Origin of the sequence: Spirosoma panaciterrae DSM 21099, from assembly GCF_000374025.1 — a bacterium.
Classification (GTDB): Bacteria; Bacteroidota; Bacteroidia; order Cytophagales; family Spirosomataceae; genus Spirosoma; species Spirosoma panaciterrae.
Genome location: NZ_KB893172.1, coordinates 714,086 through 734,320, shown reverse-complemented (window position 1 = coordinate 734,320; position 20,235 = coordinate 714,086). Strand labels below are relative to the sequence as shown.

8 protein-coding genes are annotated in these 20,235 nt (G+C 50.2%); 3 read left to right on the top strand and 5 right to left on the bottom strand.

Annotated elements, in window-relative coordinates:
* Positions 1 to 3: 3 nt before the first annotated feature.
* The 4 genes from B153_RS0102980 to B153_RS0102965 all read right to left on the bottom strand — a co-directional run bounded on the left by B153_RS0102980 (position 4) and on the right by B153_RS0102965 (position 9,557).
* Positions 4 to 2,352 carry a mechanosensitive ion channel family protein gene (locus B153_RS0102980; RefSeq protein WP_020595180.1) on the bottom strand — a complete coding sequence of 783 codons (2,349 nt, stop codon included), beginning with the start codon at positions 2,350 to 2,352 and terminating at the stop codon, positions 4 to 6.
* Positions 2,353 to 2,785: 433 nt separating this feature from the next.
* On the bottom strand, positions 2,786 to 4,150 hold the full coding sequence (locus B153_RS0102975; protein WP_020595179.1) for an enolase C-terminal domain-like protein: 1,365 nt from the start codon (positions 4,148 to 4,150) through the stop codon (positions 2,786 to 2,788).
* Between the two features lie 105 nt (positions 4,151 to 4,255).
* The gene (locus B153_RS0102970) at positions 4,256 to 5,170 is read right to left on the bottom strand and encodes a hypothetical protein (protein ID WP_245564820.1); all 915 of its coding nucleotides are present in this window, start codon (positions 5,168 to 5,170) and stop codon (positions 4,256 to 4,258) included.
* Between the two features lie 160 nt (positions 5,171 to 5,330).
* On the bottom strand, positions 5,331 to 9,557 hold the full coding sequence (locus tag B153_RS0102965; RefSeq protein WP_157634552.1) for a hybrid sensor histidine kinase/response regulator transcription factor: 4,227 nt from the start codon (positions 9,555 to 9,557) through the stop codon (positions 5,331 to 5,333).
* 638 nt (positions 9,558 to 10,195) lie between these two features.
* On the opposite strand from B153_RS0102965, the gene B153_RS0102960 reads away from it, so the two are divergent.
* The 3 genes from B153_RS0102960 (at position 10,196) to B153_RS0102950 (ending at position 18,973) form a co-directional block, all read left to right on the top strand.
* The gene (locus B153_RS0102960; RefSeq protein WP_425423139.1) at positions 10,196 to 13,369 is read left to right on the top strand and encodes a SusC/RagA family TonB-linked outer membrane protein; all 3,174 of its coding nucleotides are present in this window, start codon (positions 10,196 to 10,198) and stop codon (positions 13,367 to 13,369) included.
* Positions 13,370 to 13,387: 18 nt separating this feature from the next.
* Positions 13,388 to 15,244 carry a RagB/SusD family nutrient uptake outer membrane protein gene (locus B153_RS0102955; protein WP_020595175.1) on the top strand — a complete coding sequence of 619 codons (1,857 nt, stop codon included), beginning with the start codon at positions 13,388 to 13,390 and terminating at the stop codon, positions 15,242 to 15,244.
* 291 nt (positions 15,245 to 15,535) lie between these two features.
* Positions 15,536 to 18,973, top strand: a complete 3,438-nt coding sequence (locus B153_RS0102950) for a VCBS repeat-containing protein (protein ID WP_020595173.1) — start codon at positions 15,536 to 15,538, stop codon at positions 18,971 to 18,973.
* A gap of 228 nt (positions 18,974 to 19,201) precedes the next feature.
* Here the strand turns inward: B153_RS0102950 and B153_RS0102945 are convergent, their stop codons facing one another.
* Positions 19,202 to 20,167 carry a lipid A deacylase LpxR family protein gene (locus tag B153_RS0102945; RefSeq protein WP_169518467.1) on the bottom strand — a complete coding sequence of 322 codons (966 nt, stop codon included), beginning with the start codon at positions 20,165 to 20,167 and terminating at the stop codon, positions 19,202 to 19,204.
* Positions 20,168 to 20,235: the final 68 nt, after the last annotated feature.

Here is a 20,235-nt window from a genome sequence, read left to right as displayed (position 1 = left end):
GCATTACATCAGCTTGATCGTAGCCTCTTTAAACAGACTGATTAACTGCTGCAATAATTTGCTTTTCACATCCGCTTCGGTATAAATACTTTTGATCCATACCCGAACCGTTAATTCGACGGTATCGCCCCCAACAGCTGTAACCAGTAGTTCTGGCGGACGGTTCGGAATGGTGCCCTCCTGCTGCGCTACAGCTTTGGTCACGATTTCGCTAACGGCTTTCAGGTCGGTTTCCAGATTCACTTTCAGCGTAAATTCGGTTTTCAGATAGGTATCGCTGGATGTCCAGTTAACGAGCCGGTTTGACAGCAGATCCCCGTTGGGAATTACAACCTCCGAACCTTGCACAGTAATCATTTTACTCGATCGAATCCCAATATCGCGGATACGGCCTTTTTTGTCTGCTATTTCGATATAATCGCCGATCTGAAAGGGCTTTTCGAAAATCAGAATAATGCCCGATACAAAATTGCTGACGATGTTTTGCATACCCAACCCAATCCCAACACTCAGCGCTCCGAGTACCACCGTCAGTTTATCGACCGATAGGCCCGAAGCCGCAAAAGCCAGCAGGACCCCGGCAATGACAATTACCAGACGGGTTAAGGCGAGTACCGAACTAACCTGATCAAGCTGTCCATCTGAATTGGGGAGCTTACTCTCGCCAAAGAAAAGGCCGATGTTTTTTTGCAACAGGCTGGATAGGTAGATAATCAGCGCAAACGAAAGTACACTACTGAGGGTAAAGGTGATGCTCCCAAACGTGCGCGGACGGGTCAGTATATGGCTAAAGAAGTTATAAATACTGTCGGCAATGCCCAGATTGATACAAAACACAAGCAGCCATAAGCCCACAGCCAGCACAACCAGCCCTTTTTTGAACGACCGGCGCGTATGACTCACATTGACCCGTGAGAAAATTCCACCTGAACAGGCACTCAGCTTAATCTGGAGTTCGAGTGCTTCCAGCACTACGTTGATAAAAACACCCAGCCCCGTAATCTGAACCAGTCCTATAACGCCTGTAATGCTAAACAACTTGGCCAGACTGATCCGGCCAAACACGTTGAGCAAAATGGCCAACCCCTGCAATACCAGATATAGTTTCACGACCGGCCGGATAATGCGTTCACTCAGGTAACGCCGATGCAGCCGCCTGGAGAAGACGATACCAACGTACAAAAAGGTAGCATTCAATACAATGAGCCAAAGCCGCATAAACAACGTGTCGCCAATGAGGGTGCTGGAAATGAGCAGCAACACATAAAGCGTAGCGTTCAGGAGCCACATACTAAGATCATGCCCTGAGAATCGCTTCCAGAGATGAATGGTTAGCACAATCAGCAGCAAAAACTGCGTAATTTCAATGTAGATAGCAGGCGATTCCGGTTCAAAGAGCGGGGTTAGATTGAGCAGTACAATCAGTGAGGCTACCAGAGGCACTGGCATCAGGTTATCGAACTGCATCGGTCCGATCTTCTGGCGCATCAACGATGTATTGGCTTTTTTGTAATTCGTAAAAACCCAGGCAAAAAACAGGCCCGTCAGCAGGAGCAGCAAAAACCGATTATCCCAGGTTGAGGCAAAAAAATACTTCAGGATTTTATCCTGTCCCTGATAGCTCGATTTCAGGATCGCCTGCACATTCCCGATTGTAAACGTAGCGGGCGCATCCCACAGATACGGTGACTCCTTCAGTAGCGCATTTTCATTCGATTTCTGCCAACGGTCGTTGATAGACGTCTGCAAGTTGCTGATGTTCAGGTAAGTACCTGATACATCTGCCAATAGGCGGCTCACCGTATCGAGCCGGATGGTTGTACGCGTACCGGCTTCCTGAAGCTGTAGCCGGATATCGGTCAACTGCCCCACATATAATTTTTTGTCGGTCGAATCATTGGCGGCCACCACCAGTAACGAATCACTACTCAGCCCCAGGACCTGATCGAGTCGGTTTTGCAAATCATTGTTCGACTTGGAAAGGGAGGTCCGCCAGGTAGCCAGTCGGTCCATCGCACCATTCAGGATCAGGCTATAATTGGCTAGGGTCTTGGCATCAACGGTATTTCTGTGGTTGCGCAAATCGGCAGCAATCGGCGCAATATTTCCTTTTACATCGTCAAGTCCTGCCCGTATACGGGCAATGCCATAGCCTTTTTTATCGGCCGCCCGTATCTCTGTGATAATCGACTGAGCCCGCTGGATTTTAAATAATAAGGTATCCGGTATGGTTTGGACTGGCGTAGCTTCCTGTGTACGGGCAGAATCCTGTGCAGGCAAAACAGATACGCTGGCAACAACATACAGGCTTACCAGCAACAGCCTGTTCAGAACATTTACGACTCTTTTCATACAGTACTATTCATCGTCGATTTCCGCTAGGTGGCACCTGGTTTCGACGATTATGGGCTTCATTCAACCAGATGCTCTTGTTTTATTAACCCGATAAATCGATTCCTGTTCGATCAGAGTCGTACACCCTCTCTTTTACAGCCTTCCGGATTGCCACGCGTTTTCGAAGCATGGATCAGCCCGAGAGCCGTAGGCAAGCGATCTGTATTGGGAGCGATTCACGTCTGGCAGAAAGCGATTCCTCTAGTAGGGTGTAGCAGGTTCAGGAACCGGGCGACGTACATTCCGGATATACAAAAGAGGCTGTGAAATAACCTGCAATTTATGCTGCGGATTGTATAGAGTATCCCCATTTCCCCTACTACCATTGGGAGAAATGGGGATACTCTATACAATCCATCTGTACTTCGCGTCTCTGGGGTTAACAATCAGGTTATGGCTTTAAAATCGTACCGTCGTTCTTACGGACCGTCCAGCGCGACTTGGTGCCGATGGGGTACTTGGCGGCTTCTTTTTCGTTAATGTCAATTCCCAGTCCCGGCGTTTCGTTGATCTGGTAATACCCATTTTTAATCGTTGGGCAACCCGGAAACACCTCCTTCACCTTATCGCTGAACATCTGCGACTCCTGAATCCCGAAATTCCAGACGGCGATGTCGATGTTGTTGTTGGCGGCATGCCCTACAGGTGAGGTATCGCCGGGACCATGCCACGCTGTGCGCACATTGAACCATTCGCCCAACCGAGCCACTTTCATGGCGGGTGTAATGCCCCCAATCTGCGAAATGTGGATGCGAATAAAGTCGAACAGGTGGTTGGCCATCGGCTCTTTGAACTCGTTGATGTTGTTGAACAACTCGCCCATTGCAATCGGTACAGCCGTCGTCTGCCGCAGTTGCTTAAACCAGTTCATATTTTCGGGCGAGAATGGATCTTCAATGAAATAAGGCCGATATTCTTCCAGCCCTTTGATCATATTGATGGCATCAATGGGTTCAGTCAGCTCATGCATATCGTGGAGGAGTTGTACATCGTCACCACAACGTTTGCGCACGACGTCGAACATCTTGGGGACCCGTTTTAGATAGGTTTTCTGATCCGAGAAATCGTCCGTTTCGCGGCCATAGCCAGCCGTTTTGAAATCGGGCTTTAATTCCTGCATAGCCCCTACCCCCCCGTATCCCCCCTGCTGAATGCGAACATGCCGGAACCCCATCGCCATATATTCCTGCACTTTATCGGCAATTGCCTCGGGGGTAGGGCCGCTGGCATGGGTGTAGGTATCGACCGCAATCCGGCTCTTTCCGCCCAGTAGCTGATAAACCGGCATGTTGGCCCGTTTGCCTTTGATGTCCCAGAGCGCCTGATCGAGTCCAGAGAGGGCGTTGTTCAGTACCGGGCCGTTTCGCCAGTAGGAACTTACGTAGGCCGACTGCCACATATCCTCAATGTTGTCAACATCCTTACCCACGCAAAACTCATTCAGGTAGATATTGACGGCCGGAATCACGACATGCGCGCGCTGGGTAAATGTAGCACAGCCTACCCCATACAAACCCGGCTCCGACGTTTCGACCTTCACAATCACCAGATTCGGCCCACCGGGCGCGGTTGTAATAGCCCGGACGTTTTTGATGGTGACGGGGGCAACGCCTTTGGCATAGGTAGGGGTTTGGTAGGTTTCGGCTCGGGCCTGGGGGCTATCGAACAGGCCCAGAATCCCAGCTGCCGACCCTAATCCAGCCAGCTTTAATGCATTCCGTCGGCTGGTTTCCAACGCTTTCTCTGATTGATTCATATTGGCGATATAGTTAAGGGGATGGTTTGAACAACGTATGCCCAATTGCTCCGGGCCGAACGTCACTATGTTTTTCTCAGTATCAGCGGGGCTTCTGGGTTCCGATTAGTTGACGTAATACTGATAGGCGATTTGCCAACTGAACGTCTGACCGGGTTCAATTTTGATGGTAATATACGGTTCAGGGCTTACCGTAGTCGATGATGACCAATATACCATGCGGGAGATTTCCCGGTCACCGACCACATTTACACCAGCACCCGTTTTGGTATTGTCGACCGTGATGTTGTACCGCATCGATTGCCCATTTGTCAGGTTCGGATAATAAACACTTTCGCCTTTGGCCAACTCATTCAGGTACAGAAGTTGCCCGTCCTGAAAGTGAACTCGGTCCGTAACCCCTTTACCCCCATCGGACGATAACGCTGAAATCGGGAATTTGACGGTGTACCCCGGCCCTGTTGGCTGCTGATCGATGACAAAAAAATTGTGGTTGTACGTCGTGGTTTCGATGGGGCGTTTACCTGTATTTTTCAGGCTATGCGCAATAATGAGTTCCGGCTTATTTCTGGTTAGTTTCAGGGTCTTCCGGTATTCGTAAGCGTAGGCTGTATCGGCCAGATTATGAACAAACTGCACCTGATCGGTTTTCCGGGTTATGGTCCACGTTCCCGGATTCGCAATTGGGTAATAGACAAATGGATTATATGGTTTTTCGTCGGGTCGGGTCAGACTTCCAACGCCAATTTTAACGAATGTACCTTCTGGTTTTGCAGCGGCATAGCCCAACGGGCCAAACTCTTCAACAGGGCCCATAATGGCATCGTGCAGCGTAGGCGTATAGGTATCGAACCACTTGCCATGATAGGTATGTCCTTTATATTCCAGGGTTTCCACTACCCCCGCCCAGTCGAAGCGCGTTCCCCGATAGTACCCCTTATCGGCATCGGGCAGGTAGAGCTTCGCCCGTACCAATCCATTGCTGATTTCTGCTTTGGGAACGTCGATTGCAGGACGCATACCGATCGATAAAACGCCCATCAAACAGCAAAGTGTGAACGAGTACCGCAACGGCCGTCGAATGCGTGCCGCAACAGATACAGAACGGGTGATCTTCATAATAATCCGGCTCTATTTCCCGGAAAAAGGACGAAATTCGGCCGACTTACTTATGAGCGGTTTAGCAAACTTCCGCCTGTATGTCGCGTTCGGTTCTATGCTTCCGGGCGTATTCGGATGGTGATACCCCATGAACCTGCTGAAAGGACTTTCGGAAATACTTGACATCTTCCAGCCCAACCAAGGCGCATACTTCTGAAATGCGAAGCTGGCTCGAAGCAAGCAACTGAGCGGCCCGTTTCATCCGAACATCGTTGATAAACTCCACTACCGACTGGCCCGTAATGCTTTTGATGCGTCGATAAAACACGGATCGGCTCATGGCCATTTCCTTGACTAACTCCAGTACCGAAAATTCAGGTTCGGCCAGATTCTTTTCAACGATGCTCATGGCCGTTTCCAGAAATACCTTGTCGGCATCAGGAATCAACACTTCGGTAGGCTCCAGCAGGATTTTCTGCTGATAGTACTGGCGCAGTTTCAGCCGATTATGCACCAGCGTATTCACTTTGGCAATGAGCAGATCAGGGTTGAACGGCTTACTGATGTATTCGTCGGCGCCGGTTTCCAACCCTTCAATTTCATGCACAACCGCCACCCGTGCCGTGAGCAACACGACCGGAATATGCAGCGTTTTCGGATGCTGTTTAATTTTTTTGCAAAGATCCAGGCCGTCGCTGCGCGGCATCATAATATCGCTGATAATTACATCCGGCATCAGTTGCAGGGCCTGCTCCCAGCCATCAATGCCATCGACAGCCGTAAATACCTCAAATTTAGCAGCAAACAAATGGTTGATATACTGCCGCACATCACTGTTATCTTCTACAACCAGCAAACGCAATGGCGCGGATACCAGATTGGTCGTTGCGATGGCGACATCATCGATAAACGACTCAGGATGTACCGATAAGGCTGGGACTGGCGCATCCTGAGCCAGGTCGGAAGTCGCCAGGTGGTCTTTACCAAATGGCAGTCGGATAACAAATGTGGTCCCCTGCCCTACCTGACTGGTCAGCGACACTTCACCCCCATGGCGTTCGATAAACTGTTTTACCAGCGATAAGCCAATACCTGTTCCAACTACCCGCATATTGGCCGTATGCGACGCCTGATAATACAGATCAAAAATACGGCTGAGTTCTTCTGGCTTGATGCCGATTCCTTCGTCACGAACAGTGATGTTCAGGTAATTGGTCTGAAGTTTCTGTTGTTGAAAACGGGCGGGTTGATTCACATCACCCACAACCTGAATGCTCAAATGGACCCTATTCCCCGCCGACGTATATTTCAGAGCGTTAGAGAGTACATTAATGACCGCCACTTCGAGTTTGCTCCGGTCGAAGTAGAGCAGGACGGGTTCGGGGAGGGTGTCGATGGTGTAGTGAATCTGCTGCTCTTCAGCTTTAAGCTTAAACATCAGGAATAGTTCGACCAGAAACGAAACCGCATCGCTTCTGACTGCCTGAAGCGGTATATGCTGCGATTCCATTTTGCGGAAATCCAGCAATTGATTGATTAACGACAGCAATCGGCGGGTTTGCTGATGCACCAGCAGGACCTTATCTTTCATTCCATTGAATTTCCAGGCCGATGCCGCCAGTTCTTCCATCGGCCCCAGAATCAGTGTCAGGGGCGTACGTAGCTCGTGCGATACGTTGGTAAAAAATTCCAGTTTCAGATCGCTCAGTTCTTTCTCTTTTTCGTACTGGAAGTGTTCGAAAGCAATCTTGTTTTTCAGGGCCTGCTGCTGCAACAGAACCCGTCGGGCCAGTAGCAATGCTCCACCGATTAGCAGGGTATACAACGAATATGCCCACCAGGTTTTCCACCAGGGCGGCAAAATGGTCAACCGAAGGGTAGCCGGATGGTGCGTCCATTGCCCTTCGCCATTTTCGGCCTTCACCTGGAAGAGATAACTCCCGGCAGGCAGGTTGGCAAAACTGGCCGTTCGCTGACCCGGAGCGAGTTGTACCCAATTGTCGTTATACCCAACCAGTTGATAAGCATAGCGGTGCTTTTTAGGGTTGGCAAAGTTTAACCCAACAAACGAAATGGAGAAGTCGTTTTCAGCCGCTTTTATCTGAAGGGTTTGGGCCTTGTTGAGCGGTTTCTGAATCAGAACCCGTCCGTTGACAGGCTCTCCTACCCCAATCGGCTGATTAGCAATCGACAATCCGGTAATCCGAACAAAAGGCGGATATGGATTAGCCTGAATAGCCCGGGGTTGCAGGTAAGTGATGCCGTTGATACCGCCGAAATAAAGCGTCTCATCTTTCGATTTACAGGCAGCTCCTACTTTGAATGAATTGCTCTGTACGCCATCCACAACGTTGTATCGAATAACCTGATGCGTTTCTGGCTTCACGCGAATCAGTCCTTCGCTGCCCAGCCACAGGTTCCCCTGGCTATCTTCGATGATACTCTCTACATCACTATCGGGTAGCCAGGCCGTACAGGGTCGAATCTCTTCTTTCCCCGATTTGGTTTTCACAATCTGATGAAGTCCCCCGCCAATAGTCCCTACCCATAAGACGCCCCGCCGGTCTTTCAGTAAAGGCCAGGCATAATTTACCCGTAGGCTGGCCGCATTGCGCGTATCGTGTTTGAACTGGTGCAGTAACTCCAACCGATCGGGCCACACGCGCAGTTTCAGCACTCCGGCATCCTGCGTACTGGCCCAAAGCACATTTTCATCAGAGTCATACAGCAAAAATGTAAACCGATCGGTAGGAAGCGGGCTATTCCGCTGCGTATACCGGGCCACTATCTGCCCATCGGGGTTCATTCGGCTAAGGCCATCTGTAAACGAAGCCATCCACAGTGTACCGAATTTATCTTCCGTAATACTTTCTATCTGATGGTAAAACCCATCATGATGCGGGTAGCTTTTGATCATCTCCTGCCCATTCTGTCGACGGATTGAAATTAACCCTTCGTAACGAGCGCTAAACCAAAGTGTGCCCTTCGAATCCTGAAAAATGCAGGACACGTCCATTCCGGTAACATTGCCTGGCAAATGCCGATCAAAATAATTTCGGTAGGTTTTGGCCTTCAGGTCATAACTGGAAATTCCATTGCGTGTGGTAATCCAGAGCAAACCTTTATCGTCTTCTTTATACAGCGCATTGATGTAATTATTGGCCAGCGTGGGGTGTTCACTTAACCGCCGACTCAGATGGCCGAACGGTTTTTGACGAAGGTCGATCTTGTTTAAGCCTCCTGCCGATGCCGCCAGCCAAAGCACCTGAAACCGATCTTCGAAAATGCAGTGGACCCGCCCCGAGTTGATACTGTTCGGCTCAGCATCCATCGGCAGATAGGTCGTAACTGCTTCTGTGAAGACGGGGGCCTTACCCGCCGAAAGCTGAACCGGAACCATGGAAAGACCAAAGTCGCTCCCTACCCACAACCGACCAAACGAATCTTTATGCAGACAGCCAATGCTCCGAAAGGTTTGGGGCAGCACATAGGGTTTAGCCAGATGTTTCGTGCGCAGACTATCACTCGAAACCCAAAGAACATGCGTATTGGTACCTATCCACAGGCCATCCGTATGGTCGAGCGCTAAAGCCAGCACATGAGCGTTGGTAAAGGGGTTGGCCAGCGCAGCAGTCGCTGTCGGTTGATTGATGGACGTGACAAAAAGGCCCTCATTGTAGGTAGCAATCCAGACGTGCCCAGCCGGATCGATGGTCAGGTCAGTAATCTCAGTTCGTACGGATTTGACATCCCTTAGCTTAACCCGGCTTAACCCCTGCAACTGTCCTTCCTGATTGGCCCGGAGAACAAATAAGCCGTGCTGTTGGGTACCCACCCAGATTGCTCCCCTGCGATCAGCGGCCAAAGCGGTTATTTCCGACTGATTCAACGTTTGTACCAATGAGCGGCTGGCTGGTGGTATTAATTCAGACGTCAACCGTACAAACCGATCCTGATTTGGATTGTACACATTGAGTCCTCCCCCTTCGGTCCCGGCCCACAGCACGCCCTGAGGACTCACATGCAACGTTCGGACCCGATTATTCGACAAGCCATTCTCGTTATCGATCGGGAGCAGATAATGCTTTATTTCATAACCATCATACCGATTCACCCCTTTATTGGTGGCAATCCAGATAAAGCCCTGCTGATCCTGCACAACAGCCATAGCATCGCTATGGGATAAGCCCTCATTGACGGTTAGGTGTTCAAAACGAAAAGGGCTCGGGTCGGTCTGGGCATACCCGGACGGCCCAAGAACGAGATTAAAAAAGGTGGTAATCAGGATAAAGTAAAGTCCTTTCATAACCATCAGGGGTGTATCAGTTTGGGGGATAATACTTAATCGGCAAAAGCTAGAACGAGTATACGCAACGTGTGCCTCGTCGCACAAAAGTATTGAGCAATAAAGCGAAAAATGCTACTTTTTCTATAATTAATCAACCAATTACGAAAGCGCCATATGTTACTGATAGTGTAAATCTTTTTCTAAAAAGACGAGTACCCGACCAATTTACCCCCCTATTTCGAACAATCAGCCCCCTATTAATTGTGTTTTGCCAACATATTTTTGCAATACGATCATTTCAACGGCAAACTGAACATAGCTGAGCAAAATTATTCCAGTCAACTATCTATTCTGCTTCCAGTTAGACCACATTCCTTTCGCGAGTAAGCGAAAGTTTCATGACTCACTATTCATAAGCAATACTAATAAGCTTTACTAAAGAGGGCAATTCTGCTTACTATAGGCACCCTGATCGCAGACCGTTACACCATCACTCTATCCGCTATATTAACCAGTTTACATTATCCATTTTTTAATTAAAATTTATGCAAAAACCATGTACACGCCAGAAGGTCTTCTTAGTACGAAGGAGTACCTTCCAAAGGAACGCGGCATTAACCCTACGCCCTGCGTTTCGTTCTCTGCTTCTGTTCTGTATGCTTTTGTCTACCGCAGCCTTTGCTCAAACAAGAGTAAGCGGAAAGGTCACTGATGCACAGGGGTTAGCTTTGCCAGGGGTAAGTATTGTGGTAAAAGGAACAACGACAGGTACTGTTTCAGCAGCCGATGGAGCCTATTCGCTGAATGTCCCTAACAGGACCGCAACACTGGTATTTTCCTACATTGGTTTTGTAAGTCAGGAAATACCGCTTAACAACCGGAGCGAAATCAGTATCAGCATGGCCTCCGACGACAAAATGCTGAACGAAGTCGTTGTGGTAGGGTATGGCGAACAAAAGAAAGAGACCGTCACGGGGTCTGTAGCCACTGTAAAAGGCAATGATCTGGTTAAATCACCGGCGGTCAACCTAACCAACTCGATTGCTGGCCGGATGCCGGGCGTTATTGCCACCAACGCCAGCGGGGAACCGGGATATGACGGCTCAACCATTCGGATTCGTGGTACAAACTCGCTCGGAAACAACGATGCCTTGATCGTTATCGACGGTGTACCTGCCCGGGCGGGTGGTATTGACCGAATAAACCCTGCCGACATCGAGAGTATCTCTGTTCTGAAAGATGCTTCAGCAGCTATTTACGGGTCGCGGGCTGCTAACGGGGTTATTCTGGTAACCACCAAGCATGGTAAAACAGGAAAGCCTGAATTATCGTATAGCTTCAACCAGGGATGGGCACAACCCACAGTGATCCCGAAGATGGCCTCAGCGGCTGAGTATGCTCAGTTGAACAACGAGATCAACCTGTACAACCTGCCTGCTCAATACTGGAAAGACGCTAATGCCGCTTTTAATACAACGGGTAGCTACACTCGCCCCGACAATGGCGCCATTGCCAAAGCGGCCTACACACCCGACGAAATCAAGAAGTATCAGGACGGGTCCGATCCCTGGAAATATCCGAATACCGACTGGTTTGGTGCTGCGTTGAAAAACTGGTCGCCCCAGTCGCGGCATACGCTCCAGTTGTCGGGCGGTGGCGAAAACATCAAATACCTCGCATCGGCCAACTACCAGAATCAGGATGGATATTACAAAAACTCGGCAACGGGCTACAAGCAGTACGATTTCCGGTTGAATCTGGATGCCAAGATCAGCAAGCACATCAGCACGGTTATTGGCGTCGTTGGTCGTCAGGAGAATCGTAATTTCCCAACGGTTGGTGCGGGTGCTATTTTCCGGATGCTGATGCGGGGTTATCCGAACAAACCTGCTTTCTGGCCAAACGGATTACCCGCTCCCGATATTGAGAACGGTCAGCAGCCCGTACTGGTTACGACCAATGCTACGGGTTACGACAAAGACACCCGCTATTACCTGCAAAGCAATGCCAGCGTAAACATCACCAACCCCTGGATTCCAGGTTTAAAACTCACCGGTAGTGTCGCGCTGGACAAATACCTGCAGGAAGGCAAAACCTGGCAAACCCCCTGGTATGTCTATAGCTGGGATTACACTTCCTACGATGCCAACAACCAGCCGCTTCTTCAAAAGGTAGCGAAAGGCCCTGCCCAAGCCACCTTGAACCAGTATACCAACGACCAGTTCAACTCGCTGCTGTCGGGTATTCTATCCTACGATCACACGTTTGGCGGTAACCATGCCATTACGCTGCTGGCCGGTATCACCAAAGAGCAATCAAACTCGAACGGTTTCTCCGCTTTCCGGAAATACTTTGCTTCGACTGCCATCGACCAACTGTTTGCAGGTGGTAGCGCCGAGAAAAACAGCAATACGACCGCTGCCTGGGAACGTGCCCGGATGAGCTATTTCGGTCGTGCCGCATACAACTACAAAGAAAAATATCTGGCCGAATTCCTGTGGCGGTACGATGGTTCGTATATGTTCCCATCAAACAGCCGCTGGGGCTTCTTCCCGGGCGTATCGGCCGGCTGGCGGATTTCGGAAGAGAATTTCTTCAAGAAAAGCCTGTCTGCTATCAGTTCCCTCAAACTGCGGGCATCGTGGGGGCAGTTGGGGAACGACCAGGTGTATTTCAATGGCGCCCTGCGTGAATACGATTACCTGCCAACTTACGCCTATGGTGATGTCGTGAACTCCAACTGGGGATATGTTATCGGGAATCAGGTAGCGCAAACCCTGTACGAAAACGGCGTACCCAATACCACGCTGACCTGGGAAGTTGCCAACAATACCGACATTGGTCTGGAAGGATCGGCTCTGAACGGCAAGATTTTCTTCGAATTCGATGTATTCCTGAACAAACGCTCGAACATCCTCTGGCGCAAAAGTGCTTCTATCCCACAAACGACGGGGGCTACTTTACCGGCTACCAACATTGGGAAGGTTACCAACCGGGGGTACGAGTTCCGCGTAGGCTACAATGGCCAGGTTGGCGAAGTAAAATACTCAGTTAGCGTGAACGGTGGCTATGCCAAAAACGAAATCACCTTCTGGGACGAAACACCCGGTGCGCCTGAATGGCAACGTTCGACTGGCAAGCCTATTCCAAGCAACGTAAACGATCCGAACCAAGCCAACGGTACACTGCTGTATCAGTACGACGGTATTTTCACCTCACAGGCCGACATCGATGCCAACAAGCTTGACTATAGCGGTGTAGGGGCTAGCGTACTGCGTCCAGGTGACATGAAGCTGAAAGACATCAATGGCGATGGGAAAATCAACGGTGACGACCGCGTTCGGGCCGACCGCAATAACCAGCCTCGATTCCAGGGCGGTTTTTCAGGTAACCTGCGTTGGAAGAACTTCGATTTCAGCGTTCTCTTACAGGCTTCGACCGGTGGACAGATCTTCCTGCAAACCGAATCAGGCACGATCGGTAACTTCCTGAAATGGAGCTACGATCACCGCTGGACAGTCGATAACCCAAGCTCGACCGACCCCCGCATTGTTGACCGCAGCAACCAGTACTTCTCGAACGGAACCAGCTACTGGCTCAAAAGCACCGATTACATCCGTCTGAAAAACGTTGAACTGGGCTATACCCTTCCAGCTACGTTTGCCAATAAAATCGGGCTGAACAATCTGCGGGTGTATGTGAACGGGTTGAACCTGGCTACCTACTCGCCATCGATGAAAGGTCTGTTCGATCCTGAATCAACCAGCGGTAGCGCTCAATACTATCCGCAAGCCCGGATTATCAACACCGGTTTGTCTGTCAGTTTCTAAACGAATTTGAACCACATTATGAACTATATCATTAAATGTCTGTCCTTCTGCCTGCTGTTAGGTGTTACGCTGGCAGCCTGCAATCAGGATTTCCTCAATACAAAGCCACTCGATAAGGTATCGGGTGACGCCGTCTGGTCCGACCAGGCTCTTGCCGACGCATTTGTTACCGACGTTTATAACGGCCTGCGGGATGGCGTTCTGGACCAGATGAGTTTCGACTGCCAGACCGACAACGCCCTGTACAGCTTCGGCAAGCAGGATGTCAACGAAGCCAACGTAAGTCCTTCCAATTTGGGAACGATAAAAAATACGATGGAATGGAGCGCTATGTATCAGCGCATCCGGGCAGCTAATATTGCGCTGGCAAACCTGAACAAGCCTAAGTTCGATAACAGCAGCGGTGTTGCTGATCGGATGAAGGGGGAAATGTATTTCCTGCGTGGCTATTTTTACAACCAGCTCCTGCGGTATTATGGGGGTGTACCCATTATTAAAAATGCGTATACGCTGAACGAAGCTGATTTTGGCATTGCCCGAAATACGTATGAAGAGTGCGTTAACGCGATTGTCAGCGACCTCGATTCGGCGTCTATCCTGCTGAAAGGCAAAACCCTGGCCGCCGGACGCGCTACGCAGGGAGCTGCTCTGGCACTAAAAGCCCGTGTATTGATGTATGCTGCCAGCGACCTGCACGACATCCCAACGGCTAAAACCAAATCAACGGTTATTGCCAGCTTTGACAAGCCTGAGTTACTTGGCTATGTCAGTGGCGACCGGGCTGCTCGCTGGCAGAAAGCCAAAGACGCTGCCAAAGCGGTAATCGACCTCAACCAGTATGGCTACAAGCTGAACCTGACCGCTCCCGTTACGGCTGCTGAAGGTCAGCAGAACTACATCAACATGTATCTGTCGCGGAATGGTGGTGAAGCCGATGGTATTTTCCTGAAATATTACATCCGTGCTTCGTTCGACGACTGGGGTTCCTGGTATCCACGAAACAACATGCCCAACGGCTATCACGGCTGGACATCCAGCGAACCAACCCAGCAACTGGTTGATAGCTATGAAATGATGGACGGCACGAAATTCGACTGGAAAAACCCAACCCATGCCGCTGCGCCTTACGAAAACCGCGACCCACGGTTCTACGCATCTATTCTGTATGATGGTGCACAATGGAAGCCCCGCACACCCGATGGAGCCGGCATCGATCCAGCCGGTCAGATTCAGACGGGCTTCTACGAAGTCGGAACGGGCGGTGGCACCACGACGCCTTACGCAGGCCTGGACACACGGAACAGCACCATTGAAAACTGGAATGGTACCTGGACAGGCTACGCCATCCGTAAGTTTATGGACCCCGATCCAACCCTGGTCGACATGAACATCCGTCAGGAAGTTCCTTCGATTCAAATCCGGTTCACGGAAGTGGTTCTCAACTATGCCGAGGCTTGTCTGGCACTGGGCCAGGAAACAGAAGCCAAAACCTGGATCAACCGGGTACGTTTCCGGGTGGGGATGCCCGCCATTACCGAATCAGGCTCAGCTCTGGTAGCTCGTTATCAGAACGAACGGAACATCGAAATGCTCTTCGAAGATCAGCGTTTCTACGACGTTCGTCGCTGGATGATTGCGCCAACGGCATTAGGCAGCCAGGCCAAGATTATTGTGATCACGGGTAAACTGAAACCGGGTAAAACCGTCACGACGTATAAGTATAATAAAGACAATTACAATTATACGTACAGCGTGCAGGATCTGGGAACGGGTAAAGAGAACCGGAAGTGGAACGACAAAATCTACTTCCTGCCCATCAGCCGTGACGAAATCAACCGGAACAATAAGCTCGTGCAAAATCCGGGGTATAATTAATGTTGAATGATTGAATTGTTGAATGATTGAATAAGTTCACTTGTCAATCATTCAACAATTCAATCATTCAATCATTATCTATCTGACTATTCCTGGAAAAACGGCTGTGCAAGTGCAGATGAAAAATGCCAGCGCTTACGAGTGCTGGCATTTTTCATTTATTTTAGGGTGAAAGCGCTCAAGAGCTATCAAGATTGGTCGGGAGTAGTAAACGACGAAAACGATGTTTGATTGCTTCTGACTAACCTTGACCACCTTTAACTTTACCTGACCATTCATAAACTTCATTACGTGAAAACCGCTATTTCTTTAGGACTCCTGTTCGGAATCATTTGTCTGACGGGCTGCCAGCATTCCGATTCAACGAGTACCGCTGGTTCCGACGGACCACCGCTGTTTACCTCCTTAACACCTGAGCAAACCGGGATTACGTTTGCGAATAACCTGACAGAAGGACTCAACACCAACGTACTCATGTATGAGTACTTCTACAATGGGGGCGGTGTAGCGGTGGGCGATCTGAATGGCGATGGGCTGGACGACATCTATTTCAGCGGTAATATGGTGCCCAACCAATTGTACCTGAATAAAGGTCAGATGAAGTTTACGGATGTGACGGCTGCCGCTGGCGTGGCCGGACGCGAAGGTCCCTGGCGAACGGGCGTGTCGATGGCGGATGTCAATGGAGATGGTCGGCTCGATTTATTCGTATGTTATTCGGGCAGTTTACCTCCTCAAAAACGAATCCCGCAGTTGTTTATCAATGAAGGGCCTGATGCTCAGGGCATACCACACTTTTCGGAACAAACTGCGCAATGGGGCCTGGACCACCCCGGTCAGACGACCCAGGGCACTTTTTTCGACTACGACCGCGACGGTGACCTGGACTTGTTTCTGCTGAACCATAACCCTCGCCTGTTGCCCGTACTCGACCCTGGCCCTACGGCCGCTCTGCTGAAACAAAGTAATCCCGAAATTGGCGTTCGGCTCCTGCGGAATGCCGGAAACCACTTTGAAGATGTTACCGAAAAATCGGGGCTGAGCAGTTCCGTGCTCAGTTATGGCCTGGGGCTGGGCGTTTCGGACCTGAACGGCGATGGCTGGCCCGATCTCTACATTTCCAACGACTACACCATTCCTGATTACCTGTACATCAACAACCACAACGGCCGTGGCGACGGACCGTACTTTACCAACCAGCTCAGCAACAGCATCCGGCATACCTCCCACTTCTCGATGGGTAACGATGTCGCCGATGTCAACAACGACGCCCTACCCGATATTCTGACCCTCGATATGTTGCCGGAAGATAACCGTCGGCAAAAACTGTTGATGGCTCCCGACAACTACGAAAAATTCGACCTCGCTGTATCCTCCGGTTTTTACTACCAGCATATGCGGAATATGCTGCAACTGAATGAAGGGCAATGGGGGATGGTGAAAGGGCATGGCGTAAAAAACAACCTTCTACCCTCTGCCCCATCTCCTATCCCCCTTTTCTCCGAAACGGGCCAGCTGGCGGGGATTTCGAATACAGACTGGAGTTGGTCGCCCCTACTGGCCGATTATGACAACGATGGCTGGAAAGACCTTTATGTGACAAACGGTTACGTACGCGACTACACCAATCAGGATTTCCTGAAATTCATGACCGATTTCATGCAGAACCGCCCGGCCAACTTCAGCCGTGAAGATGTACTGGAACTGGTTCACAAAATCCCGTCGTCAAATGTACCGAACTATATGTTTCGCAACCGGGGCGGTGATTCATCGGGTGAGGTAACCTTTGCCAATGTCGGAGCCGCTTGGGGACTTACCCAAACGTCCAACAGCACCGGAGCCGCCTATGCCGATCTGGACAACGATGGCGATCTGGATCTGGTCGTCAACAACACCAATCAACCCGCTTTCATTTTCCAGAACGAAGCCAATGCCGAACGGAAACACCATTACCTGTCTATAAAACTAGTCGGGGCCGGAGCTAATACACACGGCATTGGCGCAAAAGTAACTGTCTATCAGGCTGGTCGCCAGCAATACGTGGAGCAGATGCCCATACGCGGTTATCAGTCCAGCATGTCGCCCCGGCTGCATGTAGGTTTAGGTACGAACCCCACCATCGACTCGGTTCGAATTATCTGGCCAATGGGCAAAAGCCAACTGCTCAAAGGCGTAAAAGCCGACCAGATCCTAACCCTTCAGGAAAAAGATGCCGGAGTGGGCTCACCCGTCAATCCGCCTACCCGTCCACTCTTTCAGGAAACCGCTTCGCCCATTCAGTTTACGGATGCCGTCAACCGAACCAACGATTTCAAACGGCAGATTCTGCTGGTCAACGCCCAGTCGTTCAATGGGCCATGCATGACCAAAGCCGATGTCAATGGCGATGGGCTGGAAGATGTGTTTATTGGCGGCAGCGGCAATCAGGCCGGAGCACTGTTCATTCAGCAGGCGGGCAATACGTTTCGGCAGACTGCACAACCCGCTTTTACTGCCGATAAAGGGGGCATGGATACCGACGCGCTTTTCTTCGATGCCAACGCTGATGGCCATCCTGACCTTTACGTGTGCCGGGGTGGGTATGGCGATGTACTACCCGGTGATCCTCGCCTACAGGATCGGCTATATCTGAACGACGGCAAGGGCAATTTTACCAAAAGTCCGAATGCCCTGCCTACCATGCTCAGCAGCAAGAGTTGTGTACGGGCAACGGATATCAACGGCGACGGCAAACCCGATTTGTTTGTCGGTGGTCGGGTAGTGCCGGGTCGCTATCCAGAAACTCCTCAAAGTTACCTGCTTATCAACGATGGCACGGGACATTTTACCGATCAAACCGCCCAACTGGCCCCCATGCTTTCCACAATCGGGATGGTTACTGATGCAGCCTGGGTCGATCTGAATGCCGACCGGAAAGCCGAACTGGTGCTCGTTGGCGAATGGATGCCGATTACGGTACTGAGTCGGAACGGCAATCAGTTCAGCGATCAAACCAACACCTACTTCGACAAAGAGTACCGGGGCTGGTGGAATAAACTACTGGTCGATGACCTCAATGGCGACGGGCGAGCCGATCTGCTGGTAGGCAATCAGGGCTTAAATACCCAATGTCGTGCCAGCGATACCGAACCTGCCGAACTGATCTACAAAGACTTCGACAACAACGGTAAAATCGACCCGATTCTCTGCCTGTATGTGCAAGGCAAAAGCTACCCCCACGCCACCCGCGACGAACTCCTCGACCAGCTAGGTATGCTACGTGCCCGATTCACCAACTACGAAAGCTACTCCAACGCCACACTGACGGATGTATTCAAGAAGGAAGAGCTGGCCGATGCACCTAAACTGACGGCCAATGAGCTAAAAACAAGCTGTTTTATCAGCACTTCTGGCGGAAAACTGGTCGAAAAACCATTGCCGCTGGCGGCTCAGATTTCGCCTGTATTTACAATTACCTCCCTGGACTACAATCAGGATGGGCATAAAGACCTGCTGCTTTGCGGCAATACCTCACAGGTGCGTCTGCGTTTCGGGCGAGCCGATGCTAATTATGGCCTCTTGCTGACAGGCGATGGCAAAGGTGGTTTTCAGGCGGTTCCACAATCAAAATCCGGCTTCCAACTGACAGGCGATGTACGATCCGTACTACCAATCGGAAACAAGCTGCTATTCGGGATCAATCAGCAGGCCGTACGGGCTTATCAAGTAACTGAAAATCTAAAAAAATAGAACGTCGGTCATTTTACGCCCGTATTTTGACCATTTGTTCCCCGTTCTGTTCTGTTTTACGATCATAAGTTTACACTAGCAACGACACACGCATTACTCCGCTTGACCACACCGGGCTACGCTGGTAGCCTGCACGGTCTGAACAGGTTGTATGTTTTGTTAGGTTAGGTTTGAAACTAGAAAGCAGGCTCTGATCAGGGCCTGCTTTTTTTAGTGGAGTGGCTGGCCTTATCGACCAAATCGGTATGCCGTCGTCAGACCAACGAATTGCTCATTGTGCCGCATGGTTTCCGCTTCCCGCTGCTTATAGGTATACATGATCTGAAATGTCCAGCGGGGTGGCGAAAACACAAGCCCAATGTCGTGCCGATAGCCCCAATGCCGAAGCGGGGATAAAATGGCGCCAGCATCGTTGGTAAAATAGCCCCCCTGTACGGTTGCGTTATAGAACTGGTACTGATAAGCAGGCTGCACAAACACATACAATTCTGTAAGCGCAGGCGATCCTTCCCGACCAACACGGGCATCGAACGCTGACGACTGATCGGGACGGGTAAAACGCCCGGCTCGAAACAGGAATCCTGCCGATGCATTAGTAAACGTATTGCCAACCGTTAGCTGCGATAGACTATGCAAATCAAATCGGGATTTACGCCACGACGCACGAAGTAACTCATGCCAGTACTGCCCTTGCAGGTTAACGCCAACTTCATTGTGAATCTGATAGTTCCAGCCTTTGGGATGCAGTAACCCAAACGTTTTATGGATAAAAATCTGAGTTTGTTCGGCCAGTGAGTTCTTCCCAATCGTACCTACCGCCAGTGTGGTTTTCAGTACATGCCCCTTTTTATAATAAAATGTCAGACTCTTTTGCAGAAATAAATACCCGGCAAATGGCCGATCCATCAAATCTTTCGTCGTTTTCGGTGTCACGAACTCAGGCGTAAAGATCATCTGTCCCGCCTGATACTGACCAACTATTTTTGAAAGTTTGCTCGTTTCAAGGATGCGATCATTGAACCGAGCAGGTAAATAATTAAGCGTGACGAATAAGCCATTGGTATAATAGCCGTCGTGCAGATTCAGACAATAGTTATCATTGTCGGATGTGACTTTCAACTCGAACGGATGCTGCTGGCCGTAACACCTGCCTACCCAAAGGATCAGAAAAAAGAATCGCAGCAGTCGGTTCATCCAGTCAATCATCACGAGGAGGCATTAAATCGTTAAACAGCCAGGTTCTGGTTTCCTACTTGTCGAAA